Raw genomic sequence first — 21149 nt, forward strand, 5'->3', positions numbered from 1 at the left:
CCTTTCACCATACCGCGCACAGGGGGGCTTGCGGCAAGACCGGGGTGATGCGTCAAACTCCTTGGCCGAAGCGCTATCTCACGAAATGAGGCATGTGACAACTCGCGACTACGAGATCGAACTGCACGCCGAGCGGGACCACGTGGCCGGGCTCTATGCGCGGCTGGACGCCGAGCGCGCCCGGCTCAAGAACAAGTACGACGCCGCCCTGCGCGCCCCCATCGACAAGCAGGACGGCGGCACGCTGGTCGAACGCGATGCCGCGGTGCGCGGGCTGGCCGCACAGATGGACCGGCTCAACGTGGCCGACCACGGATTGTGTTTCGGACGCCTCGACAGCATCACCGGTGAGCGCTCCTACATCGGGCGCATCGGGCTGTTCGACGACGACAACGGCTACGAGCCGCTGCTGGTCGACTGGCGGGCGCCCGCGGCACGCGCCTTCTACGTCGCCACCGCCGCCAACCCGGAGGGCGTGCGTCGTCGCCGCCAGTTCCACACACTGGGGCGTCGGATCCTCGACTTCACCGACGAGGTCTTCGTCCGCCCCGGCGAGGCCAGCGGTCCCGACACCGCCTTCGCCGGGGAGTCGGCCCTGCTCGCGGCGATCAACGCGCCCCGCGGAGAGGGGATGCGCGACATCGTCGCGACGATCCAGGCCGAGCAGGACGAGATCATCCGCCTCGACCATCCCGGCGTTTTGGTGATCGAGGGCGGGCCGGGCACCGGGAAGACCGTCGTGGCGCTGCACCGGGTGGCCTACCTGCTCTACACCCACCGCAAACGCATGGAAAGCCACGGCGTGCTGGTGATCGGGCCCAACCCGGCATTCCTGGATTACGTGGGCCGGGTGCTGCCGTCACTGGGCGAGACCAACGTCGTGTTCATGACCACCGGTGACCTGGTGCCCGGCTTGCGCGTCACCGCCCAGGACACGCCGCGGGCCGCCCGGCTCAAGGGGTCGCTGCAAATGCTTGACGTGCTCGCCGCGGCGATCGCCGACCGGCAACGGCTGCCCGATACCCCGCTGCAGATCGAGCTCAGCGACGTCACGGTGCGCATCGACGCCGAGACCGCGCAGTGGGCGCGGCAGGAGGCACGCGACAGCGGCCGCCCGCATAACGAGGCCCGCGCGGTGTTCACCGAGATCGTCACCTACGTGCTTACCGAGCGGGCGATCGCGCGCATCGGACGGGGCTGGCTGACGCGCGAGGACCGTCAAGCCTGGGAGGACCTGCGCGCCGACCTCGTCGAGGAGCTCCGCGATAACCCGGCGTTCACCGCCGCACTCGACGAGTTGTGGCCGATCCTGACACCTGAAACCCTGCTGTCCCAACTGTATTCGTCGAAGGAGCGGCTGGCGGCGGCGGGGGCCGACGCCGCGCTTTTCCGCGCCGACGGCGACGCGTGGACCGTGGCCGACGTGCCGCTACTCGACGAACTCGTCGACCTGCTCGGCCGTGACCAGGCCGCGGACCGGACTGCCGAGCGGGAACGCAAGGCCGAGGCCGCCTACGCCGAGGGTGTGTTGGATCTGATGGTCGCGCGCGAGGACCTGATGGACGATGAGGACCATTTGTTGGCCCAGGACCTGTTGTACGCCGAGGATCTCGCCGAGCGGTTCGCCGAACGCGACACCCGCGACGTCGCGGAACGCGCTGTGGCGGACCGGGATTGGACGTACGGACACGTCGTGGTCGACGAGGCTCAGGAGCTCTCGGAGATGGACTGGCGGGTGCTGTTTCGGCGCTGCCCGAGCCGGTCGTTCACGGTGGTCGGCGATCTCGCCCAGCGCAGGTCGGTGGCGGGCGCGACGTCCTGGGATGCGATGCTGGCACCGTACGTGCCCGACCGCTGGGTCTACCGGTCGCTGACGGTGAATTACCGCACGCCCGCGGAGATCATGGATGTCGCGGCGGCATTGCTCGCCCAGTTCGCACCAGGTGTGCAGCCACCGGAATCGGTGCGCGCGTGCGGCGTTCGGCCCTGGTCTCGACGCGTCGCCGCCGAGGACCTGCCCGCCGCGATCGACGAGTTCCTGCGCGACGAGGCCGACCGGGACGGGACCAGCGTGGTGATCGGCCCACCGGGGATACCCGGCGTCCGGACGCCGGCGCAGACCAAGGGGCTGGAGTTCGACGCCGTTTTGGTGGTGGAGCCGGACCGCATCCTCGCCGACGGCCAGCGCGGCGCCGCCGAGCTCTACGTCGCGCTGACCCGCGCCACCCAGCGCCTCGGGGTGCTGCACACCGAGCCGCTGCCGGCGGTTCTGACCGGCCTGGACCCGCTCGTCGAGAAGGAGAAACAACAGTTGGCGTAACCGCGACGGCGGCACCGCCGGTTTGGCAAGATTCGCACCGTGGTCGGAACGCAACCGTACGGGCAGCTGCGGCACACGCAGGTCAACGGTAAGCGGATGGCCTACGTCGACGAAGGCGTCGACGCGGACGGTTGGACGATCGTCTTCCAACACGGCAACCCCACCTCGTCGTACCTGTGGCGCAACGTGATGCCGCACCTGGAGGGGCTGGGCCGGCTGGTGGCGTGCGATCTGATCGGGATGGGCGGTTCGGACAAGCTCGACGACTCCGGACCGGACCGCTACCACTACGCCGAGCAACGCGAGTACCTGTTCGCGCTGTGGGATGCGCTCGACCTCGGCGACCGCGTCGTGCTCGTGCTGCACGACTGGGGCTCGGCGTTGGGTTTCGACTGGGCGAACCAACACCGCGACCGCGTCGCCGGAATCGCGTATATGGAAGCCATTGCCATGCCGATCAATTGGGCCGATTTCCCTGAACCCGTCCGCCCGCTCTTTCAGGGATTCCGCTCCGCGGAGGGTGAGGCGATGATCCTGGAGCAGAACCTGTTCGTCGAGGCGGTTCTACCCGGCGCGATTCAGCGCACGCTCACTGACGAGGAGATGGACCACTACCGCGCGCCGTACCGCACTCCCGGGGAAGACCGGCGCCCGACACTGTCGTGGCCGCGCAACATCCCGATCGAGGGTGAGCCCGCCGACGTCGTGGCGACCGTCGAGGAGTTCGGCCAGTGGCTGGCCCACAGCGACGTGCCGAAGCTGTTCGTCAACGCCGAACCCGGCGCGATCACTCGCGGGCGTGTCCGCGACTTCGTGCGCACCTGGCCGAATCAGACCGAGGTCACCGTCGCCGGGACGCACTTCATCCAGGAGGACAGCCCCGACGAGACCGGCCAGGCGGTCGCCGCGTTCGTGCGCGCCCTGCGCGCCGCGAGCTAAGGCTGCGTCACCACTTCCCGAGCTGGCAGTTCGCGGTGTAGGGACCGCTGTTCTGCACCACGACCTCGCCGTCGACGGCGATCTCGCACTGCGGGTTGGGTGCGGCCTGCATCGCGTGCACGCCGGTGCTCGCGGTGATGATCGCCCACTGCGGATCTTCGAGCGTGGTTTCGAACACCCACGGCACACCCGGTGCGAGATCCACCTGCTCGCTCTTCAGGTATGCGTACGCGTCGGCGTTGTAGGCCTCCATGCTCGGCGGCTGCGCGACGAGGTAGTTGAGTTTGTAGTCCGCGGCGTTACCCGGTGACGTGAGGGTGTATCGGACCTGATGGACGGTCGGCTCCGCGTTCGCCGTCGCCTGGCTGACCCCGATCGATGCGGCCGCCAGCGCGAGCGCTGCCCCGACCCGAATTGTCACAGTTCGCATATCCGTCACATCGCCGAACCCTACCGAACCGTTACACCGCCATTTTCGGCGAGCGGACGTGTTTGCGACCGACACGCCGACGATCTGGGCGAGTTCACGCACACTCGCCACGAGCGAGGTGGCACGCTGCATCCGTGGACGCAACATCGCACCCCCGGGTACTCACCGACACGGGCGGGCTCGTCGTCACCGACGACGGGCGCCGCGTCCTGGTCATCGACCGCGGCACGGGACCGCTGGCGGTGCTGGCCTTCGTGCTGGGCGTGCTCGCGCTCATCGCAGGTGGGTTCGGCGCCGTCGCGCTCATCACCGGCGCGCCGTCACGAGCATTGGGCGCGGCGTTCGTGGCAGCCGGGGTCGTGTTGGCGGCGTTGACGTTCGTCGTGGTGCGCAAGATCCGCCGCCACCGCCGCCGACCGCTGCACGAATGCCGGCCCGTGGCGGTGATCGACCGCAAGCTCGGGTTGTTCAGCTACCGCGGCGGCGCGGTGGTGCAGCTGGATCAGGTGCGGTTCGCCCGTCGGATCCAAATCGGTTCCAGCTCACCCAAGTTGGTGGCGGTGACGCCGGGCGGGACGAAGGTCCTCAAGCGCGGCAACCCATTCGACGGCGGCGTCGGCGGCGTCGACGAGATTCTCTCCGCGGTGGTGAGAGGCACCTGACCGCATCTCGTCGCCACAGGCACGCTGCCGAGTTGCCGGTGGTCCTGTCGCCGGACCCGTTGCCGCTGGTCGCCGAGATCGAGGCGAATGTTGGACCTGTCAGCCCATCACCTTTTCGCCGTAGGCGAGGTCGCCGGTGACGACACCATTCACGACGAAGTAATAACCGTCGTAAACCTTGATGGTCACCGGCCAACCGCCACTGGGGAACGTAAGGGAACCGGTACCCAGGCTAAGAGACCCCGAGGTAAGTGACCCTCCGTTACTCAGGACGTAACCCGAGTTTCCGGGAGACGGATTTCTGGTGGTCGAGATGCTATCTCCATCGTCGTCGTCCGCCCCGATCAGTCCGACGGTGCCCAAGAACAGGGGTCCCGATGTCACCGTCGGCGGGGTGTTGATGGCGTAGATCGGCACCACCACCGTGAGCTGGGCGGTGCCGCCGAACCCGTCGGTGACGGTCATGGTGAACGCGTCCTCGTAGGCGGCCAGGTTGACACCGTTGTAGGTGCTGCCCGCGGCGCCGACCTTGGCGACGGCGTGCCGCTGCGCTTGGCTGAGGTTGCTCGTGTAGGTGAACGTGCCGTCGGCGGCGATGGTGACGGTGGCCCCGCGCGAACTGGTCACACTGGTCGGCCAGATCGGCGCGTCGCCGTCGGCGTCGGCGTACGTCAGCTTCCCACCGCTGGTCTGGGTGGTGCCGATCAGCGTGCCGACCGTCGGAGCCTCGGTCAGCGTCAAGGTCGGAGCGGTGTTGGGCACATCCGGCTGGACGGGCAACCGCAGGGTGACCGTGCGGCCATTGGCGTCGGTGCCGATGATGGTGACCACGTCGTCTGCCGTCGTACTGTGGCCCAGGCTCGAGTCACGGACGTAGGTGAAGGCCCCGGTGATCGGGTCGAACGCCGTGATCGTGCCCTTCGCCGGAGGCGTGCCCAGCGCGTAGCCGGTGAAGATGCCGACGTCGGCGGGCGGGATCGGCACCGAACCGGTGACGACGTACTGCGTCGAGGTGTCGACGTTGGCCGGGGTGATCGAGGTGACGTTCGGCACGGTCACCGTCACGATGGCGCTGCCGTAGTGACCGTCGCCGACCCGCACCTGGAAGCTCTGGGTGGCGCCGGCCGTCGACGACGACACATAGGTGAAGTCGCCTGTCGTCGGGTTGATGGTGACGATGCCGCCGTTGCCGCCGGAGCCGTTCTTGGTGTAGGCGGAGTTGCCGTCCAGGTCGTTGACCGACGACCCGACCAGCGTGTAGGTCAACGTGTCGCCGTCGGAGTCGCTGGCGTTGATCTTGCCGCGCACCACACCCAGCGCGTCGGGGGTGCCGACGGTGGGCGTACTTGTCGTCGGGTTGGCGTTGGTCCCGTCGATGATCAGAATCTTGAACGGGAGGGTGTATGTGACACCGTCCGCGGATTTCACCGGGATGTGGACGATGTCGTACCTGTCGGCCTCGTTCTCCGAGGTTGCCCGGTGGAAGAACGCCGCGCCGGGAAGCGTGTTGGTGTATGTGTAGCCACCGCCGGCGGTGTTGATGGTGACCAACGCCCCGCCCTCTGACACGAATGTCCCGAGTAGCGATCCCCCGAAGTCCACCCCGTTACCGTCGGGATCGGCCGCGTGGAACGATCCCGCGGCGTACTGGGACTGCGAGCTCGGGCCACCCAAATTGAGGGTGTAAAGCCAACTCTCGTACGTCGTCCAGGTCTCGAACTGGGTCAGGACAGCCATCTCCTGGAACCGCTTGTAAACCGCGACGAGCCCGACGTAGACCACGAGCGTGAACGGGTTCACCTGTTCGGCTGTCCAGGCGGGCAGGATCACATTCCAGGCCCGCTCCGGTTCGTGGAATGCACCACCGTCTCCGAGTCCGAGCATGGCCGCCGTCTGCGCTGCGGCGACCTTGGCCAGGAGGCTGTCGAAGTCATTGAGGTCCGCTTCGGTGACGGTCGCCCCAGTGGTCGCCTTGATGACGTCGATCTCGATCTGAACCGGGTCGTAGACGCCGTTCAGCATGTTCTTGAGAACCGTCGCCGCCCCGACCACGGCAGCGCCCATGATCTTGTACGGGGTGATGATGCCCAGAGAGTCTGCTCCCGGGGCGATCGTGAACGGCGGCACCACCCGGTTCAGAAAGTCGCCCATCGCATTGAGCGTGTCGACGAAGGTATAGCCCGGGATGGCCGATACGAAGAACAGCCCGAGGATTCCTTGAAGGTCAGGGACCCACCGCGCGGGACTGCCCGGAAGCGCGCCCGCGAGCACCGCCTCGAGTTGGTCATTGGCGAGGTCGAGCGTCCAGTCGGTTTGGTAGTTGGTGATGTCGGTGAAGTTCCACGGCGGCCCAGGCCAGCCGACCAACCGGTTGACTGCGCGGGTGAGGACGCCCTGGAAGTACCACTCGGCCGATCCGGGCGTAAGCGTCGCCAACGCCACATCGGCACCCTGGACCCCGAAGAGCGCGGCACCCGGGGCCGCAAAGAGTGCGGCACCCGGTGCGGCACCCGGGGCCCCAAAGAGTGCGGCCATGCCGGGGACCGAGTTGATCCCGGCGTACATATCGGCTGCAAGCGGCGCACCGACGATCGGAATCATGCCGACGAAATCACGTGCAAGATCATGGATCTCGTCAACGATGTCATCCTGATCGCCACGCAGCACGGCAGCGACCAATGCGGAGGCGTTGAACAGGGCGCTGACCCCGTACATCACTGTGCCCACTCCGAGGATCCAGCCGATCGACCGGCTGGCCTCTGCGAGCACCGCTTCGCCCATCATCTCGGCGACGGCGCCGACCGCCCCGGCCAGCGCAATGAAGGGGTCCTCGTTCCGACGGGCGGATACCCACATCGCTTGAAGCAACATGCCGACTGGCGACGTCGGCGCTGAGTTGCCGTCCGGAGTGATTCCGAGCTGCTTCAACAGCTCACGGGACAGCTCAGTGACAGCCGCTTCGAGTGCGGCGGCGTCGAGTTCCTCGTGCTCGGCGGGATTCTCGGACTCGGCCGAGGTTGTCGGCCCGTCGCTGTCGCCCAAAGCACTTGAGATGTCGACGGTGTCACTGTTCGCTGTATCGGTCGATGCTTCGGTGTCGATCGGATCGGGGCTGTCGTCGGTGGGCGGTGTCGGTTCTCCCGCAACCGAGGTGTAGGCGTACGTGGGCTGTGGAGCGCTCGCCTCAGCGGCTAATTGATCAGCTGCATCGGGCTGCTCGGGCTCCGTGGTGATCTCCGAGTCGTCGGCCTCTTCGGAGAGCTCCAGCTCCCCGTCATCTTCTGGTTCTGCAGCGTCGTCGATGCCGGTCTCGGTGTCCTCTTCGGACAGATCGTCCTCGATGTCCCCCTCGGACAGCTCGTCATCGCCATAGTCGGTGTCGTCGAGCTCGTCATCGAGCTCGTCATCGATGTCGTCATCGAGGTCGTCGTCGAAGTCGTCGTCGAAGTCGTCGTCGACTCCGCCTACTCCTGCGGAAATGCCCGGCGTGCCGGCAGAGTCACCCCCATCGGTCTCACTGCGGGTGTCGGTGCCGCCGCCCCTGGGGTCACCCGGTGAGGCCGTCGAGTTCGCCGTGTCTGCCGCCGCCACACCCTGGCCGGCGGCCAGTGCCGCAGCCAACCCGACGCCGACGGCGCCGACGCCCAGCCACTGCTTGGTCTTGGCGGGTTTGCGGTGACGGCCTTTCATTCGGCGCGGCTTTCGCGGGCTGGGAGCGGCCAACGCATCTCCTTAGCTGCATCACTGTCGGTCTCACCGGTACTGCAACGTCTGTCAGTTGCCAGCAAAGACGCCAGCGCATGGCCGTCGGGTGCAGCCAGTGACTCCCCCGCCGCCCAGTTCGGGCTTCGCTAGGCTAGACATCAAATTAACATGATCGAAAATTATTCTGGAGCGGCAAACGCCGCTGAGTTATCTGTGTGGCCTCAGCACTGTGTGACCGGCAGATCGTCGGGCCGTGCGGACTTGCGCGGGATATGTACTGGTCGACGCGCGCTGACCCTGGCGTGAGCGTGCGCGAACTCGCGATATTTCTCGGCGTGTCACCCTCTGACACGCACGCTCGCGAGGAAAAGGAGAGTTAAGCCCGGCCGAGGCGGGACAGCACTTCGGTGAGCACTCCGTCCGCCGGCACGTCGACCTGGTCGCCGGTGGCCATGCTCTTCACCCCGATGGTGCCGGCCTCGATGTCGCGGTCGCCGGCCACCAACGCGATCGACGCCCCGGAGCGGTCCGCGGCCTTCATCGCCGCCTTCATGCTCCGGTCCCCGTAGGCCAAATCGACCCGCACACCGGCCGCGCGCAATCGGGCGGCCAACACCACCAGCTTGGCCTTGGCCTGCTCCCCGAGCGGCACCCCGAACACCTCGACGCGCGCGGGGCCGCCGACCGTCTTGCCCTCGGCCGCCAGCGCCAGCATCGTGCGGTCGACTCCGAGCCCGAAACCGATGCCGGACAGGTCTTTTCCGCCGAGTTGGCGCATCAGCCCGTCGTAGCGGCCGCCGCCACCGATCCCGGATTGGGCGCCGAGACCGTCGTGCACGAACTCGAACGTCGTCTTGGTGTAGTAGTCCAGCCCGCGCACCATCCGCGGGTTGATGACGTAGGGCACCTCGAGCGCGTCCAGATGCGCCAGCACGGTGTCGAAGTGCTGTTTGGCGCCGTCGGAGAGGTGGTCCAGCATCACCGGCGCGTCGGCGGTCATCTCCCGCACGTGCGGCCGCTTGTCGTCGAGCACCCGCAGCGGGTTGATCTCGGCGCGGCGGCGGGTCTCCTCGTCGAGGTCGAGCTTGAACAGGAACTCCTGCAGCAGTTCGCGGTACTGCGGGCGGCAGGTGTCGTCGCCCAGCGAGGTGATCTCCAGCCGGAACCCGTCCAGCCCGAGGGAGCGGAAACCGGCGTCGGCGATGGCGATGACCTCGGCGTCCAGCGCGGGGTCGTCGACGCCGATCGCCTCAACACCGACCTGCTGCAGCTGGCGGTACCGGCCGGCCTGCGGACGCTCGTAACGGAAGAACGGCCCGGCGTAGCAGAGCTTGACCGGCAACGGCCCGCGGTCCAGGCCGTGTTCGATGACCGCGCGGATCACCCCCGCGGTGCCCTCCGGGCGCAGGGTCACCGAGCGGTCGCCGCGGTCGGTGAAGGTGTACATCTCCTTGGACACCACGTCGGTGGACTCCCCCACCCCGCGCGCGAACAGCGCGGTGTCCTCGAAGATCGGCAGCTCGACGTCGCCGTATCCGGCGCGGCGGGCGGCCTCGAGCAGGCCGTCGCGCACACCGACGAACTGCGCGGACGCGGGCGGCAGGTAGTCCGGGACGCCCTTGGGCGCCTGAAATTCAGTCACTAGCTCAAGCCTTCGAGAAATGGGTTGTTGCGGCGTTCGAAGCCGATCGTGGACCTCTCACCGTGCCCCGGTAGTACCACGGTGTCGTCGTCGAGCACCAACAGTTTTTTCACGATCGAGCCGAGCAGGTCCCGGCCGCTGCTGCCCGGCAGGTCGGTGCGCCCGACGGACTGGCGAAACAGCGTGTCGCCGGAGAAGACGACCTCCTGCGGGCCCTCTGAGACCCGGAACACCACCGATCCGCGGGTGTGTCCGGGAGTGTGGTCGACGGTCACCGTGATCCCGCCGAGCTCGACCTTGTCCCCGTCGTGGTCCAGCTCGACGACCTGTTTGGGCTCGCGGAACATCGCGCCGACGGCGAACTGGGCCAGGCCTCCGACCAGCCCCCGGCCGAAGTCCTTGATCGGGGCGGTGAGCATGTACCGGTCCTCGGGATGGATGTAGGCCGGGCAGCCGTACATGTCGGCCACTTTCTGCGCCGACCAGATGTGGTCGATGTGCCCGTGGGTCAGCAACACCGCCGCCGGGGTCAGGTGGTTTTCGTCGAGGATCCGGCGCAACGGGCCCATCGCCCGCTGCCCGGGGTCGACGACGATGGCGTCGGCTCCGGTCCGCGGGGCCAGCACGTAGCAGTTGCACGCCAACATGCCTGCCGGAAAGCCGGTGATCAACACGACCTCCAGTTTTCCATCCCGCCACGGCGCGGGCCGCAGCGCCACACTCAGCAATGCCTGGCACACTCGTTTCCGACCAATCGACATGAGGAGGACACAGGCGGTGCCGACCAACGAACAGCGTCGTGCCACGGCGAAGCGCAAACTCGAGCGTCAACTGGAGCGACGGGCGGAACGGGCCCGCAAGCGCCGGATCTTCACGATCATCGGCGCGGCCGTCGCGGTCGTGGTCGTCGTCGCCGCCGCCGTCACGGCCTTCTTACTCACCCGCGACTCCGACACCGAGACCGCGTCGGACAGCACCACCACCGCGCCGACCACCTCGGCGCCGGCGCCGGCGGGCCCCGGTGGTCTGCCGGCGTTCGCCGCGCCGGCCGGTCTCGGCGAGAACTGCCAGTACCCCGAGACCGGTGAGCCGGCCAAGGAGGTCAACCCGCCGCGCAGCGGCAAGGTGCCGACCGAGCCGGCGCAGGTCAGCGCCAGCATGTCGACCAACCGGGGCAACATCGGGCTGATGCTCGACAACGGCAAGTCGCCGTGCACGGTCAACAGCTTCGCCAGCCTGGCCCAGCAGGGCTACTTCAACGACACCCCGTGCCACCGCCTGACCACGAGCGAATCGCTGTCGGTCCTGCAGTGCGGCGACCCGACCGGTCAAGGCACCGGCGGCCCGGGCTACCAGTTCGCCAACGAGTACCCGACCAACCAGTACCAGCCCGACGATCCCAAGCTGATGCAGCCGGTCACCTATCCGCGGGGCACGCTGGCGATGGCCAACGCCGGAGCCAACACCAACGGCAGCCAGTTCTTCCTCGTGTACCAGGACTCCCAGCTGCCACCGAACTACACGGTGTTCGGCACCATCGACGAGACGGGGCTGGCCACGCTCGACAAGATCGCCGAGGCCGGGGTCGCCGGCGGCGGCGAGGACGGCCCGCCGGCTCAAGACGTCCAGGTGACGTCGGTCCTGCTGGACTGATGCGGTGACCGCTCCGCCGCCACCGCCACCGCCGCCGGGCGGCGAGTACGGGCAGCCATACGGCTATCCGCCGGAGTACTACGGATACGGATACGGATACGGCTCGGGCTACGGCTCTGGCTATGGCTATCCCCCGCCCGCGCGCACCAACGCGCTGGCCGTCGCGTCGTTGGTGTGCGCGTTCGTGTTGGCGCCGCTGGGCATCGTGTTCGGCCACCTGGCGCTGTCGCAGATCAAGAAGACCGGCGAAGAGGGCCGCGGTCTGGCGGTGGCGGGCCTGGTCATCGGCTACGTGATCACGGCGATGACGGTGTTGGCGGTCGTGATCAGCGTGCTGTTGTTCATGTTCTTCGCGAGCGCCCCGCAGGACGTCGAGCTGTATCCGGAATCGCCGCGCTACACCGCCGCACCCGCCGAGCTGCCGGCGTTCGACCCGCCGGCCGCTCCGGGGGCCAACTGAAACCGCTCCGGGCAGGTCGGGTGGCGAACGAGTCGGTCCGGGTGGCCTGGCGCTATCGGTAGCCGCGCTTCAGCAGATACCGCGCGCCGGCGGTCATCGCCTCCGGCGTGGCCAGGTCGAAGTCAAAGGCGTCGGCCAGCCGGTCGGTGATGTTGAACGCCAGGCACACCGCCAGGGCATCCTCGATCTGCGCACCCGTCACACCCTGGGCCAGCACGGCGCGGACGTCGTCGGGATCGACACGGTGTTCACGCGTGAGGGTGCCGAGCAGACGGAGCGTGGCGCGCAGCCGCTCGTCGATCGGCGCGGTGCTCAGATCGTCCAGCGTGGCGGCGACCTTCTCGTCGTCGCGGTACCACAGCCTCGACGTGGCCGAGTGCGCCGCGATGCAGAACGGGGTCTGGTTGACCTTCGACACATAGGCCGCCATCAGCTCACGATCGCCGATCGACCATTCCGACTGTCCGCGCATCGCCTCATGGGTGAGGTCCCCGGCGCCGTAGAACTCCGGGCGATACAGCGCCAGCTTCACCGCGTCCACGACGGGTTGGCGCGAGATCAGCCGCACCAGTTTGAACAACGCCTTGGTGCGCAGGCGGTGGCCTCGCTCCAGGACGGCGAGCCTCATCGCTGATCGCCTCGCGCGGCGGCCAGTGCCGCCATTGCGCTCTCGTACTGGCGGGTTGCCTGTCCGACGGCGGCGCACACCACGACTTCGAAGATCTGATCCTCGCTGAGGCCCGCGGCCCGGGCGGCGGCGACGTCCTCGTCGGTCACCTGACGGGCGCGGTAGGCCACCTTGTCGACCAGGGTGTGCAGCGGTTCGGTGAGTCCGGCGTTGTCGAAGGCGGCCCGGCGCAGCGCCGACGGTGCCCGTCCCGCGCCGCCGAGGACGCGAGCGATGAGCGCGCGATGCGACTCGGTGATGTCAGCCATCTTCATACGCCTACGACCATAGCCCCGCGAGCAGACGTGAAAACCCCTGAAATGGACCCAAAGTGGGGGTGTTCGCGTCTGCTCGCGAGTGAAAAGGCGAGCCGTTACCAGCGCAGCAGCGCACCGATGCCGTCGGCCTCGGCCAGCACACCGCCGGCCGCACCTTCGACGGGCGTGATCCGCGCCCCGATCTCGAGTGCCCGCTCGACCAGCCGTTCGGTCAGCCGGGGCTCCGCGGTGACTTGCGCGCCCGCAGGGGCCTCCTCACCGGCGTAGAGCAACCCGTTCGTGTCCACCGAGCCCACGTAGCGAACCTCCGGGTCGTACACCAGGTGCGCGACCCGTCCGTCGTTCAGCGCCCCGGTCACCTCCGACAACCCCAACGCCCCGGACTTGGTGCCGGCGGCGTCGCGCACCTCGGTCAACAGCTGTTGCTCGTACTCCTTGTGCTGGGCGTGGAGGCGTTCGGTGACCATGCGCGCCAGCGAGGCGTCGTCGACGCCGCTGAGGACGCGGGAGTCGGCGAGCACCTTGTCACGAAGGGTCGCCGGGAACCTCGAGACCGCTGCCTCCGTCCAGGTGTCGCCTCCGGAGACGAGGATCCGCTGCCAGCCGTTCTCCTCGGCCACCTTCACGGCCGCCTCGACCGCCTGGTCCAGGAATCGCTCGATTCGCTCGCGTTCGCGGGCCTTGCGCTGTTCGCGCACCGGAGTGTTGAACTGTCCGGGCGGGCCGCCGCCGATCTGACCGGCTCGCTCATGCGGCGCCTCGACGTACTCGTTCTCCATCGACTGCACGGTGCGCAGCGAACCCAGGTGCCATTCGAGCAGGCGAGCGTCTTCGGCCGTGATGATCACGACACCGGCCCTGCGGCCCTCGTCGAGCATCTCGAGCAGGGGGTGGATGAACGGGCCGCTGTCCAGCACCAATCGGGGCGTCACCGGCATCGCGCTGTCGAACTGCATCGTCCAGTCGCTGTCCAGCGCGAAGAACACGATCCGCCCCCGGCCCGACACCGCCGAGGCCACCAGGGCCTCGACCTGCGGCCAGAGCCGGTCGAGCGCGGCGGCGACGTCGCGGCCGCGCTCGATACCGTCGCCCTCGGAGGCTCGGCGCCGCAACTCGCGGAAGCGGTTCTTCAGGTCGATGCCGGCGGCGAGCAGGTTCGGGTCCTGGCTCGGGTCCGCTTTCACGTACACGGACAGCACGCCGAGGTCGTCGCTGCGTCGCGACAGTTCCCGCACTCCTGCGTCGTCGAGTTGCTCGAGCATGGCCACGTTTCACACCCCCAAACAGCGGCAGTCAGGCCGCGGACGTCACCCGGTACACGTCGTACACACCCTCGACATTACGCACCACGTTGAGTACATGGCCCAAATGCTTGGGGTCACCCATCTCGAAGGTGAAGCGACTGATCGCCACCCGGTCATTGGACGTCGTCACCGACGCCGACAGGATGTTCACCTTCTCGTCGGCCAACACCCTTGTCACATCGGACAGCAGCCGGTGCCGGTCCAGCGCCTCGACCTGGATGGCGACCAGGAACACCGACGACGGCGACGGCGCCCACAGCACCTCGATGATGCGCTCCGACTGTTCCTGCAGTGAGGCGGCGTTGGTGCAGTCGGTGCGGTGCACGCTCACCCCGCCGCCGCGGGTCACGAAGCCCATGATGTTGTCACCGGGCACCGGCGTACAGCACTTGGCCAGTTTGGTCAGCACCCCCGGCGCGCCGGGCACCGCCACACCGACGTCCTCGGAGCTGCGGTGACGCACCGGCATGGTGGACGGGGTAGACCGCTCGGCGAGTTCGTCGACGGCTTCCTCGTCGCCGCCGACCTGGGTCACCAGGCGCTGCACCACGTGGCGTGCCGACACGTGCCCCTCGCCGATCGCGGTGTACAGCGCGGACACGTCGGCGTACCGCAGATCCCTGGCCAATCCGGCCATCGACTCCGCACTCATCAAGCGCTGCAACGGAAGTCCGCCGCGGCGTACCTCCCGGGCGATCGCCTCTTTACCCGCCTCCAGCGCCTCCTCGCGTCGCTCCTTGGCGAACCACTGGCGGATCTTGGCCTTCGCGCGCGGCGACACCACGAAGCTCTGCCAGTCGCGTGACGGCCCGGCGTTGGGCGCCTTCGACGTGAAAACCTCGACGACTTCCCCGTTTTCGAGCTTGCGCTCCAACGCCACCAGCCGGCCGTTGACCCGCGCGCCGATACACCGGTGGCCGACCTCGGTGTGCACCGCGTAGGCGAAGTCGACGGGCGTGGAACCGGTCGGCAGGGTGATCACGTCGCCCTTCGGGGTGAACACGAAGATCTCCTGCACGGCGAGGTCGTAGCGCAGGGACTCGAGGAACTCGCCGGGGTCGGCGGCCTCCCGCTGCCAGTCGAGCAGTTGACGCATCCACGCCATGTCGTCGATCTCGGCGGCGGCGTGGGGATGCGGAACGCCGTTGCGGCCCTTGGATTCCTTGTACCGCCAGTGCGCGGCGATGCCCCACTCCGCGGTCTTGTGCATGTCGTGGGTGCGGATCTGGATCTCCAGCGGCTTGCCCTCGGAGCCGATGACGGTGGTGTGCAGCGACTGATACACGCCGTAGCGGGGCTGGGCGATGTAGTCCTTGAACCGCCCGGCCATCGGCTGCCACAACGAGTGCACCACGCCGAGCGCGGCGTAGCAGTCCCGGATCTCGTCGCACAGGATCCGCACCCCGACCAGGTCGTGGATGTCGTCGAAGTCGCGGCCCTTGACGATCATCTTCTGATAGATCGACCAGTAGTGCTTGGGCCGCCCTTCCACCACCGCGTCGATCTTCGACGCGCTGAGCGTGGCGGCGATCTCGTCGCGCACCTTGGCCAGATAGGTGTCCCGCGACGGTGCCCGGTCGGCGACCAGGCGCACGATCTCGTCGTACTTCTTGGGGTGCAGGATCGCGAACGACAGGTCTTCCAGCTCCCACTTCACCGTGGCCATGCCGAGCCGATGCGCCAGCGGCGCAATGACTTCCAGCGTTTCGCGGGCCTTGCGGGCCTGCTTTTCCGGCGGCAGGAAGCGCATCGTGCGCATGTTGTGCAGCCGGTCGGCCACCTTGATGACCAGAACGCGCGCGTCGCGGGCCATCGCGATGATCATCTTGCGGATGGTTTCGCCCTCGGCGGCGGTGCCCAGAGCGACCTGGTCCAGCTTGGTGACGCCGTCGACGAGGTGGGCCACCTCGGTGCCGAACTCCTCGGTCAGCGCCTCCAGCGTGTAGCCGGTGTCCTCGACGGTGTCGTGCAGCAGCGCGGCGATCAGCGTGGTGGTGTCCATCCCCAGCTCGGCCAGGATGTTGGCCACCGCCAACGGGTGGGTGATGTAGGGGTCACCGGAGCGGCGCAGTTGATCGGCGTGCCGCTGCTCGGCCACCTCGTACGCCCGCTGCAGCAACTGCAGGTTGGCCTTCGGGTAGAACTCCTTGTGCACCGCGACCAGCGGTTCGAGCACCGGGTTGATGGCGCTGCGCTGCGCGGTCATCCGGCGCGCGAGCCGGGCACGCACCCGCCGCGACGCGCTGGTCGAGGTCTTGGGAACCTCCAGCGGCTGGGTTTCGGGCGACTGCGCCACGGGAGGCGATTGCAGGGCCGGACCCGTGCGGGGCTCGTCAGCCATGGTCACCTCCTGTCCAGCGAGAACCTCCAGACTTCGAGGATATCGTTCAGATCGTGTGCAAGGAGGTCACCGGTAGACCGGTGATCGCGGCGCGACCCTGCAACGCGGCCAATTCGAGGACGACGGCGGCGCCGGTCACCGTCGCGCCGGCGTGTTCCAGCAGCCGCACGGTGGCCGCCGCGGTGCCGCCGGTGGCGAGCACGTCGTCGATGATGAACACCGAGCGGCCGGCCAACTCGATGCCGTCGGCGGGGATCTCCAGCGCGGCCGTGCCGTACTCCAGCACGTAGGTCTCGCTGCGCACCGGCGGGGGCAGCTTGCCGCCCTTGCGGACCGCCAGCACCCCGGTGCCGAGCCGGATGGCGACCGCCGCGCCGAGCAGGAAGCCGCGGGCGTCGATGCCCGCGATCAGGTCGGCGCCCCGTGCGGCGTGCGCCAGCGCATCGGTGACCACCGTGAGCCCGCGCGCGTCGGCCAGCAGCGGGGTCATGTCCTTGAACTGCACGCCGGGCTCGGGAAAGTCGGGCACTTCACGCAGCATCGAGGCGATGAGCGCGGACACCTCCGGGCCCGGTGCCGCGGGCCCGGCGGCACCGGTCATCGCGCCAGGCTCCAGCGGTCCATGTTCCACCCCGCACCCCATCTCGTCGGGTTGCTCTGTACCGCGTACATCTTCTTCGACGTCAGCACGGTGCGGTGCTGGCGGTACAGCGGCAGGGTCGGCATATCGGCCCAAAGGATGGCGCCGCCCTCGCCGAGCAGCCGCGCGGTTTCCTTGGGATCGGCCGTCACCGCCAACCTCGCGATGATCTCGTCGATGCGCGGGTTGGAGAACCGCGACAGGTTGTTGCCGTTGGCCGAGTGCAGATCGTAGGCGTCCATCGCGGACGAGCCGCTCGACCCACTGCCGGGCGATCCGCCGGTGGTGGCGATCAGCACGTCGATTTCGTTGTTGCGCAACGTCATCGGACCCGTCGTCTCCGTGGCGGCGTCCTCGACGGTGATGCCGGCCGGTGCGCACGCCTGGGCGATGGCGCCGACGGTGGCGGCCAGGCGCGGGTTGGGGCTTCGGTAGCCGATCCGCACGGTCAGGGGGCGCTCCTCCAGCGCGGCGCGCGCGGCGTCGGGGTTGGCGGCGACGAACCCGCTGGCCTCGGCCGCGCCTTCGACGGCGCTGTAGGCATCCTCGGTAGTCGGGTTCAGGCGCGCGTTGGCGATCGGCACCTGGGCGTTGCGCGCGATCGTGTCCCGCGGTGTGCAGTGGGCCAGCGCCCGGCGCGCCGGGGTGGCCGCCAGCGGGCCCTGGGAGGCGAAGATCAACTGCTCGATCGACGCCGACGGTGACTCGGTGCGGACGTAGTCGTCGGGCGGGTTCAGCGTGCCCGACGAACCGGTCGCGATGTCGACGACGTCGAATGCGCCTTCGTTGACGCGGTCCTGCATGTTGTCGGGCTGCGGCCAGACGGTGATCTTCTTGGTGACCGGGGCCGCGCCCCACCACTTGTCGTTGGCCACCAGCACGACCGCGCCCTCATCGGTCACCGAGTCCAGCTTGTAGGGACCCGACGACGGGAACTTCTTGAGGTCGAGATCGGGTGTGAGCTTCCAGGTGGCGTTCCAGACCTGCGCGATGCGTTCGACCGTCGCGCCGTCGTTGTCGGCGATCGCCTTGGCGACGCCTCCGTCATCCAGGCCGAGCACGTCGGCGATGACGTGAGAGGGCATCATCGACGTCGCGCTGAACAGCTGCCCGTAGTCGACGAACGCGCGCTCCGGAAGGAACGACACCCGCGCCCTCTTCTGCCCCGGTGTGCACTCGATGCCGGCGATGTCGCTGTATCCGGCGCGGCTGGCCGCGTCGAAACCCGGGAAGCGGCCGGACTGCGACGCCCACGCGAGCACCATGTCGTCGCAGGTGACAGGTTTGCCGTCGGAGTACACCGCGTCGGCGTGGATCTCGTAGTCGAGCACCAGCGGGGTGCGCCCCACCACGGAGACCGACCCGAAGTCGGTGTCGCCGACGATCTGGCCGTCGGGACCGTGATAGGTGAAGCCGGTCAGCGCGCGCGCGAACGCCTGCGGGGCCGCCGAGGCCGCCCCCTCGACGGTGTTGGTGTTGTAGGTGGTCAGCGGGCCGTCGACGGCGTAGTCGATGCTGTCGGCGGGGCTGCGTGAACACGACGCCAACCCCGCGGCGCCCAGCAACACAACAGCCGCCAACACACCGCCGCGCCGGCACCGGCCCCTCATCTCCGGCTACCGCCGCCGCGTGTTGCGCTTACCCGAGGGCCGCCCGGTTCGGCTGGTGGTGGGCCGTACCGGCCGCGCGCCCGGCACCGGCTTGTCCGGTGGCGGGGGGCTGCTGGGCACCGATGCCGCCGCGACGGTCTGCGGTTCGGCGGCCTGGCCGGCCTTTGTATCGGCCCCAGCGTCGGTGTCGGCGGCCTTGTCGGCGGCCTTGTCGGCGGTCTTGGCCTCGGCGCCCTTGCGGCGGTTCAGCACCCGACGGGTGTGGTTGCGCACCAGGTCGGTGCGTTCGCGCATGCTCACCAGCAGCGGCGTGGCGAAGAAGATCGACGAATAGGTGCCGACGACCACACCGACCATCTGCACCAGCGCCAGGTCCATCAGGGTGCCGACGCCCAGCAGCCACACCGCGACCACCATCAGCGCGACGATCGGCAGCACCGAGATCACGCTGGTGTTGATCGACCGCATGAAGGTCTGGTTGACGGCCAGGTTGGCCTGTTCGGCGAAGGTGCGGCGGGTGGTGTGCTCGAAGCCCTGGGTGTTCTCCTCGACCTTGTCGAACACGATGACGGTGTCATACAACGAGAAGCCGAGGATCGTCAGCAGACCGATCACCATCGCCGGGGTGACCTCGAAACCGACGATCGAGTACACGCCCGCGGTGACGATGATGTCGAACACCAGCGTGGCCATCGCCGCGATCGACATGTAGCGCTCGTAGCGCACGGTGATGTAGATGGTGGCCAGCACGATGAACACCACCAAGGCGATCAGCGCCTTCTGGGTGATCTGACCGCCCCAGGTTTCCGAGACCGCCGAATCGCTGATCGCCAGCCTGCTCGGAACGCCGTCGGTGCCAAGGGGTTTGAAGGCGTCGAACAGCGCGGTGCGCAGCTCCTCGGTCTCCTCGTTGGTCAGGTGCTCCGAGCGGATCTGCACGGTGGCCGATCCGCCGCTGCCGACGAGGACGACGGATTCGGGGGCCTTGCCCAGCGTCTCGGTGAACACGTCTTCGACCTGCTGCACCGAGATGGTGCCGGTCTCGGTTGACGCGGGCACCGCCACCTTGGTGCCGCCCTCGAAGTCGATGCCCAGGGTGAACCCGCGCAAGACCATGCTCGCGATGCACACCGCGACGATCAGGCCGCTGATCGCGAACCACAGCTTGCGCTTGCCGACCACCTCGAACGCCCCGGTGCCGGTGTAGAGGCGCATGAAAAAGCTGTGTTTGGGCGTTGCCGATTCCAGGCTCGGCGCCTCCACGGCGGTCGATTCGGATGTGTCTTTCGCGGCCATATGTCAGTCCCGTCCCGTCGCGTGCGCCGCCGCTCGTCGTTCTCGGGCGATCTGCTGCACCGCCCCGAGGCCGTTGAACGCCGGTTTGGCGAATGTCGTCGACTTCGACGCCAGGTACACCAGCGGCCAGGTCACCAGGAAGACGACGGTGACGTCGAGCACGGTCGTCAGGCCCAGGGTGAACGCGAAACCCTTCACCTGGCCGACGGCCAGGATGTACAGCACCACCGCGGCCAGCAGTGTCACGGCGTTGCCGGACACGATCGTCTTGCGGGCCCTTGCCCAACCGCGTGGCACCGCGGAGCGGAACGAACGGCCTTCGCGTATCTCATCTTTGATGCGCTCGAAGAACACCACGAACGAGTCGGCCGTCATACCGATACCGATGACCAGACCGGCGATACCGGCGAGGTCGAGCGTGTAGTTGATCCATCTGCCGAGCAGCACCAGTATCGCGAAAACCATTGCGCCGGAAGCGACCAGCGACAGCGCGACGAGAATCCCCAGCAGCCGGTAGAACAGCAGCGAGTACAGCAACACCGCGGCCAGCCCGACCGCGCCGGCGATCAGACCTGCTCGCAGCGAGGACAGTCCCAGTGTGGCCGAGACGGTTTCGGCCTCCGAGGACTCGAAGGACAGCGGCAGCGAACCGTACTTCAGCACGTTGGCCAGTTCCCGCGCGGTCTGCTGGTTGAACTGCCCGGTGATCTGGGTGCGGCCGCCCGGGATGGCCTCCTGGATCGCCGGTGCGCTGACCACCTTGGAGTCGAGCACGAACGCGGTCTGGGTGCCGACGTTGGCGGCGGTGAAGTCCGCCCAGGTCCTGGAGGCGTCGCTCTTGAACTGCAGATCCACGACGTACTCGCCGCGCTGCTGATCCAGGCCCGAGTTGGCGTTCTCGATCTGCTCGCCGCTGATGATCGAGGGGGCCAGCAGATACACTTCGTCGCCGTTCGTCGAACAGGTGATCAACGGCAGGTTCGGGTCGTCGTGGCCGGCCAGCACGTCGTCCTCGTCGCAGCGGGTGGCCTGGAACTGCAGCGCCAGGATCTGGATCTGCTGATCGGTGCTCTGGCGCAACTGCTTCTCGTCGGCGATGCGCTGTTGCAGCGGGACGTCCTCGGGCGACTTCGGCGCCTCGCCGGGCGGCGGCGGGGCCGGGCTGGGCGGCGGCGGGGCCGGGCTGGGCGCGGGACTGGGCG

The 21149-nt window shown here is 68.2% G+C and carries 17 protein-coding genes; 5 read left to right on the top strand and 12 right to left on the bottom strand.

Annotated features, from left to right (window positions below; all coding sequences use genetic code 11):
* Positions 1–94 precede the first annotated feature (94 nt).
* Positions 95–2320, top strand: a complete 2226-nt coding sequence (helR, locus tag MELE44368_RS26425; protein ID WP_277749998.1) for an RNA polymerase recycling motor ATPase HelR — start codon at positions 95–97, stop codon at positions 2318–2320.
* A 39-nt stretch (positions 2321–2359) separates the two neighbouring features.
* The gene (locus tag MELE44368_RS26430) at positions 2360–3259 is read left to right on the top strand and encodes a haloalkane dehalogenase (RefSeq protein ID WP_128111171.1); all 900 of its coding nucleotides are present in this window, start codon (positions 2360–2362) and stop codon (positions 3257–3259) included.
* 7 nt (positions 3260–3266) lie between these two features.
* Here the strand turns inward: MELE44368_RS26430 and MELE44368_RS26435 are convergent, their stop codons facing one another.
* Positions 3267–3689, bottom strand: a complete 423-nt coding sequence (locus MELE44368_RS26435) for an Rv2576c family protein (RefSeq protein ID WP_128111172.1) — start codon at positions 3687–3689, stop codon at positions 3267–3269.
* Between the two features lie 134 nt (positions 3690–3823).
* On the opposite strand from MELE44368_RS26435, the gene MELE44368_RS26935 reads away from it, so the two are divergent.
* Complete coding sequence (locus MELE44368_RS26935) at positions 3824–4351, top strand: hypothetical protein (RefSeq protein WP_206613872.1); 528 nt, start codon at positions 3824–3826, stop codon at positions 4349–4351.
* Positions 4352–4450: 99 nt separating this feature from the next.
* Here the strand turns inward: MELE44368_RS26935 and MELE44368_RS26445 are convergent, their stop codons facing one another.
* The 3 genes from MELE44368_RS26445 to MELE44368_RS26455 form a co-directional block, all read right to left on the bottom strand.
* A complete protein-coding gene (locus MELE44368_RS26445; RefSeq protein WP_128111173.1) occupies positions 4451–8074 on the bottom strand; it encodes an ICP22 family protein in 3624 nt (1207 codons plus the stop codon).
* A gap of 358 nt (positions 8075–8432) precedes the next feature.
* Positions 8433–9698: a histidine--tRNA ligase gene (gene hisS, locus MELE44368_RS26450; RefSeq protein ID WP_128111174.1), complete on the bottom strand. Its 1266-nt coding sequence runs from the start codon at positions 9696–9698 to the stop codon at positions 8433–8435.
* A complete protein-coding gene (locus MELE44368_RS26455) occupies positions 9698–10372 on the bottom strand; it encodes an MBL fold metallo-hydrolase (protein ID WP_128111198.1) in 675 nt (224 codons plus the stop codon). Before MELE44368_RS26455 ends, hisS begins: the two co-directional genes overlap by 1 nt.
* Before the next feature lie 103 nt (positions 10373–10475).
* On the opposite strand from MELE44368_RS26455, the gene MELE44368_RS26460 reads away from it, so the two are divergent.
* Both MELE44368_RS26460 and MELE44368_RS26465 read left to right on the top strand, forming a co-directional pair.
* The gene (locus tag MELE44368_RS26460) at positions 10476–11351 is read left to right on the top strand and encodes a peptidylprolyl isomerase (protein WP_128111199.1); all 876 of its coding nucleotides are present in this window, start codon (positions 10476–10478) and stop codon (positions 11349–11351) included.
* Positions 11352–11355: 4 nt separating this feature from the next.
* Positions 11356–11811, top strand: coding sequence for a DUF4190 domain-containing protein (locus MELE44368_RS26465; protein WP_128111175.1), 456 nt, complete (start codon positions 11356–11358; stop codon positions 11809–11811).
* A 52-nt stretch (positions 11812–11863) separates the two neighbouring features.
* On the opposite strand, the gene MELE44368_RS26470 is transcribed toward MELE44368_RS26465, so the two are convergent.
* The 8 genes from MELE44368_RS26470 to secD all read right to left on the bottom strand — a co-directional run.
* Complete coding sequence (locus MELE44368_RS26470; RefSeq protein ID WP_128111176.1) at positions 11864–12439, bottom strand: carboxymuconolactone decarboxylase family protein; 576 nt, start codon at positions 12437–12439, stop codon at positions 11864–11866.
* Entirely contained in the window at positions 12436–12747 is a 312-nt protein-coding gene (locus tag MELE44368_RS26475) for a carboxymuconolactone decarboxylase family protein (protein WP_128111177.1), read from the bottom strand. The genes MELE44368_RS26470 and MELE44368_RS26475 overlap by 4 nt, the downstream gene beginning before the upstream one ends.
* Positions 12748–12851: 104 nt before the next feature.
* Positions 12852–14018, bottom strand: a complete 1167-nt coding sequence (locus tag MELE44368_RS26480) for an MSMEG_1130 family ribosome hibernation factor (protein WP_241566787.1) — start codon at positions 14016–14018, stop codon at positions 12852–12854.
* A gap of 31 nt (positions 14019–14049) precedes the next feature.
* Positions 14050–16401: a RelA/SpoT family protein gene (locus tag MELE44368_RS26485; RefSeq protein WP_128111179.1), complete on the bottom strand. Its 2352-nt coding sequence runs from the start codon at positions 16399–16401 to the stop codon at positions 14050–14052.
* A 46-nt stretch (positions 16402–16447) separates the two neighbouring features.
* Positions 16448–17002 (bottom strand): adenine phosphoribosyltransferase, encoded by a 555-nt coding sequence (locus MELE44368_RS26490; protein WP_241566782.1) that lies wholly within the window; start codon positions 17000–17002, stop codon positions 16448–16450.
* On the bottom strand, positions 16999–18651 hold the full coding sequence (locus MELE44368_RS26495) for an ABC transporter substrate-binding protein (RefSeq protein WP_128111181.1): 1653 nt from the start codon (positions 18649–18651) through the stop codon (positions 16999–17001). Before MELE44368_RS26495 ends, MELE44368_RS26490 begins: the two co-directional genes overlap by 4 nt.
* Before the next feature lie 6 nt (positions 18652–18657).
* Complete coding sequence (gene secF, locus MELE44368_RS26500; RefSeq protein ID WP_128111182.1) at positions 18658–19947, bottom strand: protein translocase subunit SecF; 1290 nt, start codon at positions 19945–19947, stop codon at positions 18658–18660.
* 3 nt (positions 19948–19950) lie between these two features.
* A partial coding sequence (secD, locus tag MELE44368_RS26505) for a protein translocase subunit SecD (protein ID WP_128111183.1) occupies positions 19951–21149 on the bottom strand: 1199 nt, incomplete at its 5' end.

The sequence above is a fragment of the Mycolicibacterium elephantis DSM 44368 genome (assembly GCF_004014805.1).
Classification (GTDB): Bacteria; Actinomycetota; Actinomycetes; order Mycobacteriales; family Mycobacteriaceae; genus Mycobacterium; species Mycobacterium elephantis.

What these genes read in the sequence shown, in the direction of transcription:
- MELE44368_RS26485 (WP_128111179.1), bottom strand. Translation starts at nt 16,401, where the DNA reads ATGGCTGACGAGCCCCGCACGGGTCCGGCCCTGCAATCGCCTCCCGTG.
- MELE44368_RS26435 (WP_128111172.1), bottom strand. Translation starts at nt 3,689, where the DNA reads ATGCGAACTGTGACAATTCGGGTCGGGGCAGCGCTCGCGCTGGCGGCC.
- MELE44368_RS26490 (WP_241566782.1), bottom strand. Translation starts at nt 17,002, where the DNA reads ATGACCGGTGCCGCCGGGCCCGCGGCACCGGGCCCGGAGGTGTCCGCG.
- MELE44368_RS26470 (WP_128111176.1), bottom strand. Translation starts at nt 12,439, where the DNA reads ATGAGGCTCGCCGTCCTGGAGCGAGGCCACCGCCTGCGCACCAAGGCG.
- MELE44368_RS26495 (WP_128111181.1), bottom strand. Translation starts at nt 18,651, where the DNA reads ATGAGGGGCCGGTGCCGGCGCGGCGGTGTGTTGGCGGCTGTTGTGTTG.
- MELE44368_RS26475 (WP_128111177.1), bottom strand. Translation starts at nt 12,747, where the DNA reads ATGGCTGACATCACCGAGTCGCATCGCGCGCTCATCGCTCGCGTCCTC.
- secF (WP_128111182.1), bottom strand. Translation starts at nt 19,947, where the DNA reads ATGGCCGCGAAAGACACATCCGAATCGACCGCCGTGGAGGCGCCGAGC.
- MELE44368_RS26480 (WP_241566787.1), bottom strand. Translation starts at nt 14,018, where the DNA reads ATGCTCGAGCAACTCGACGACGCAGGAGTGCGGGAACTGTCGCGACGC.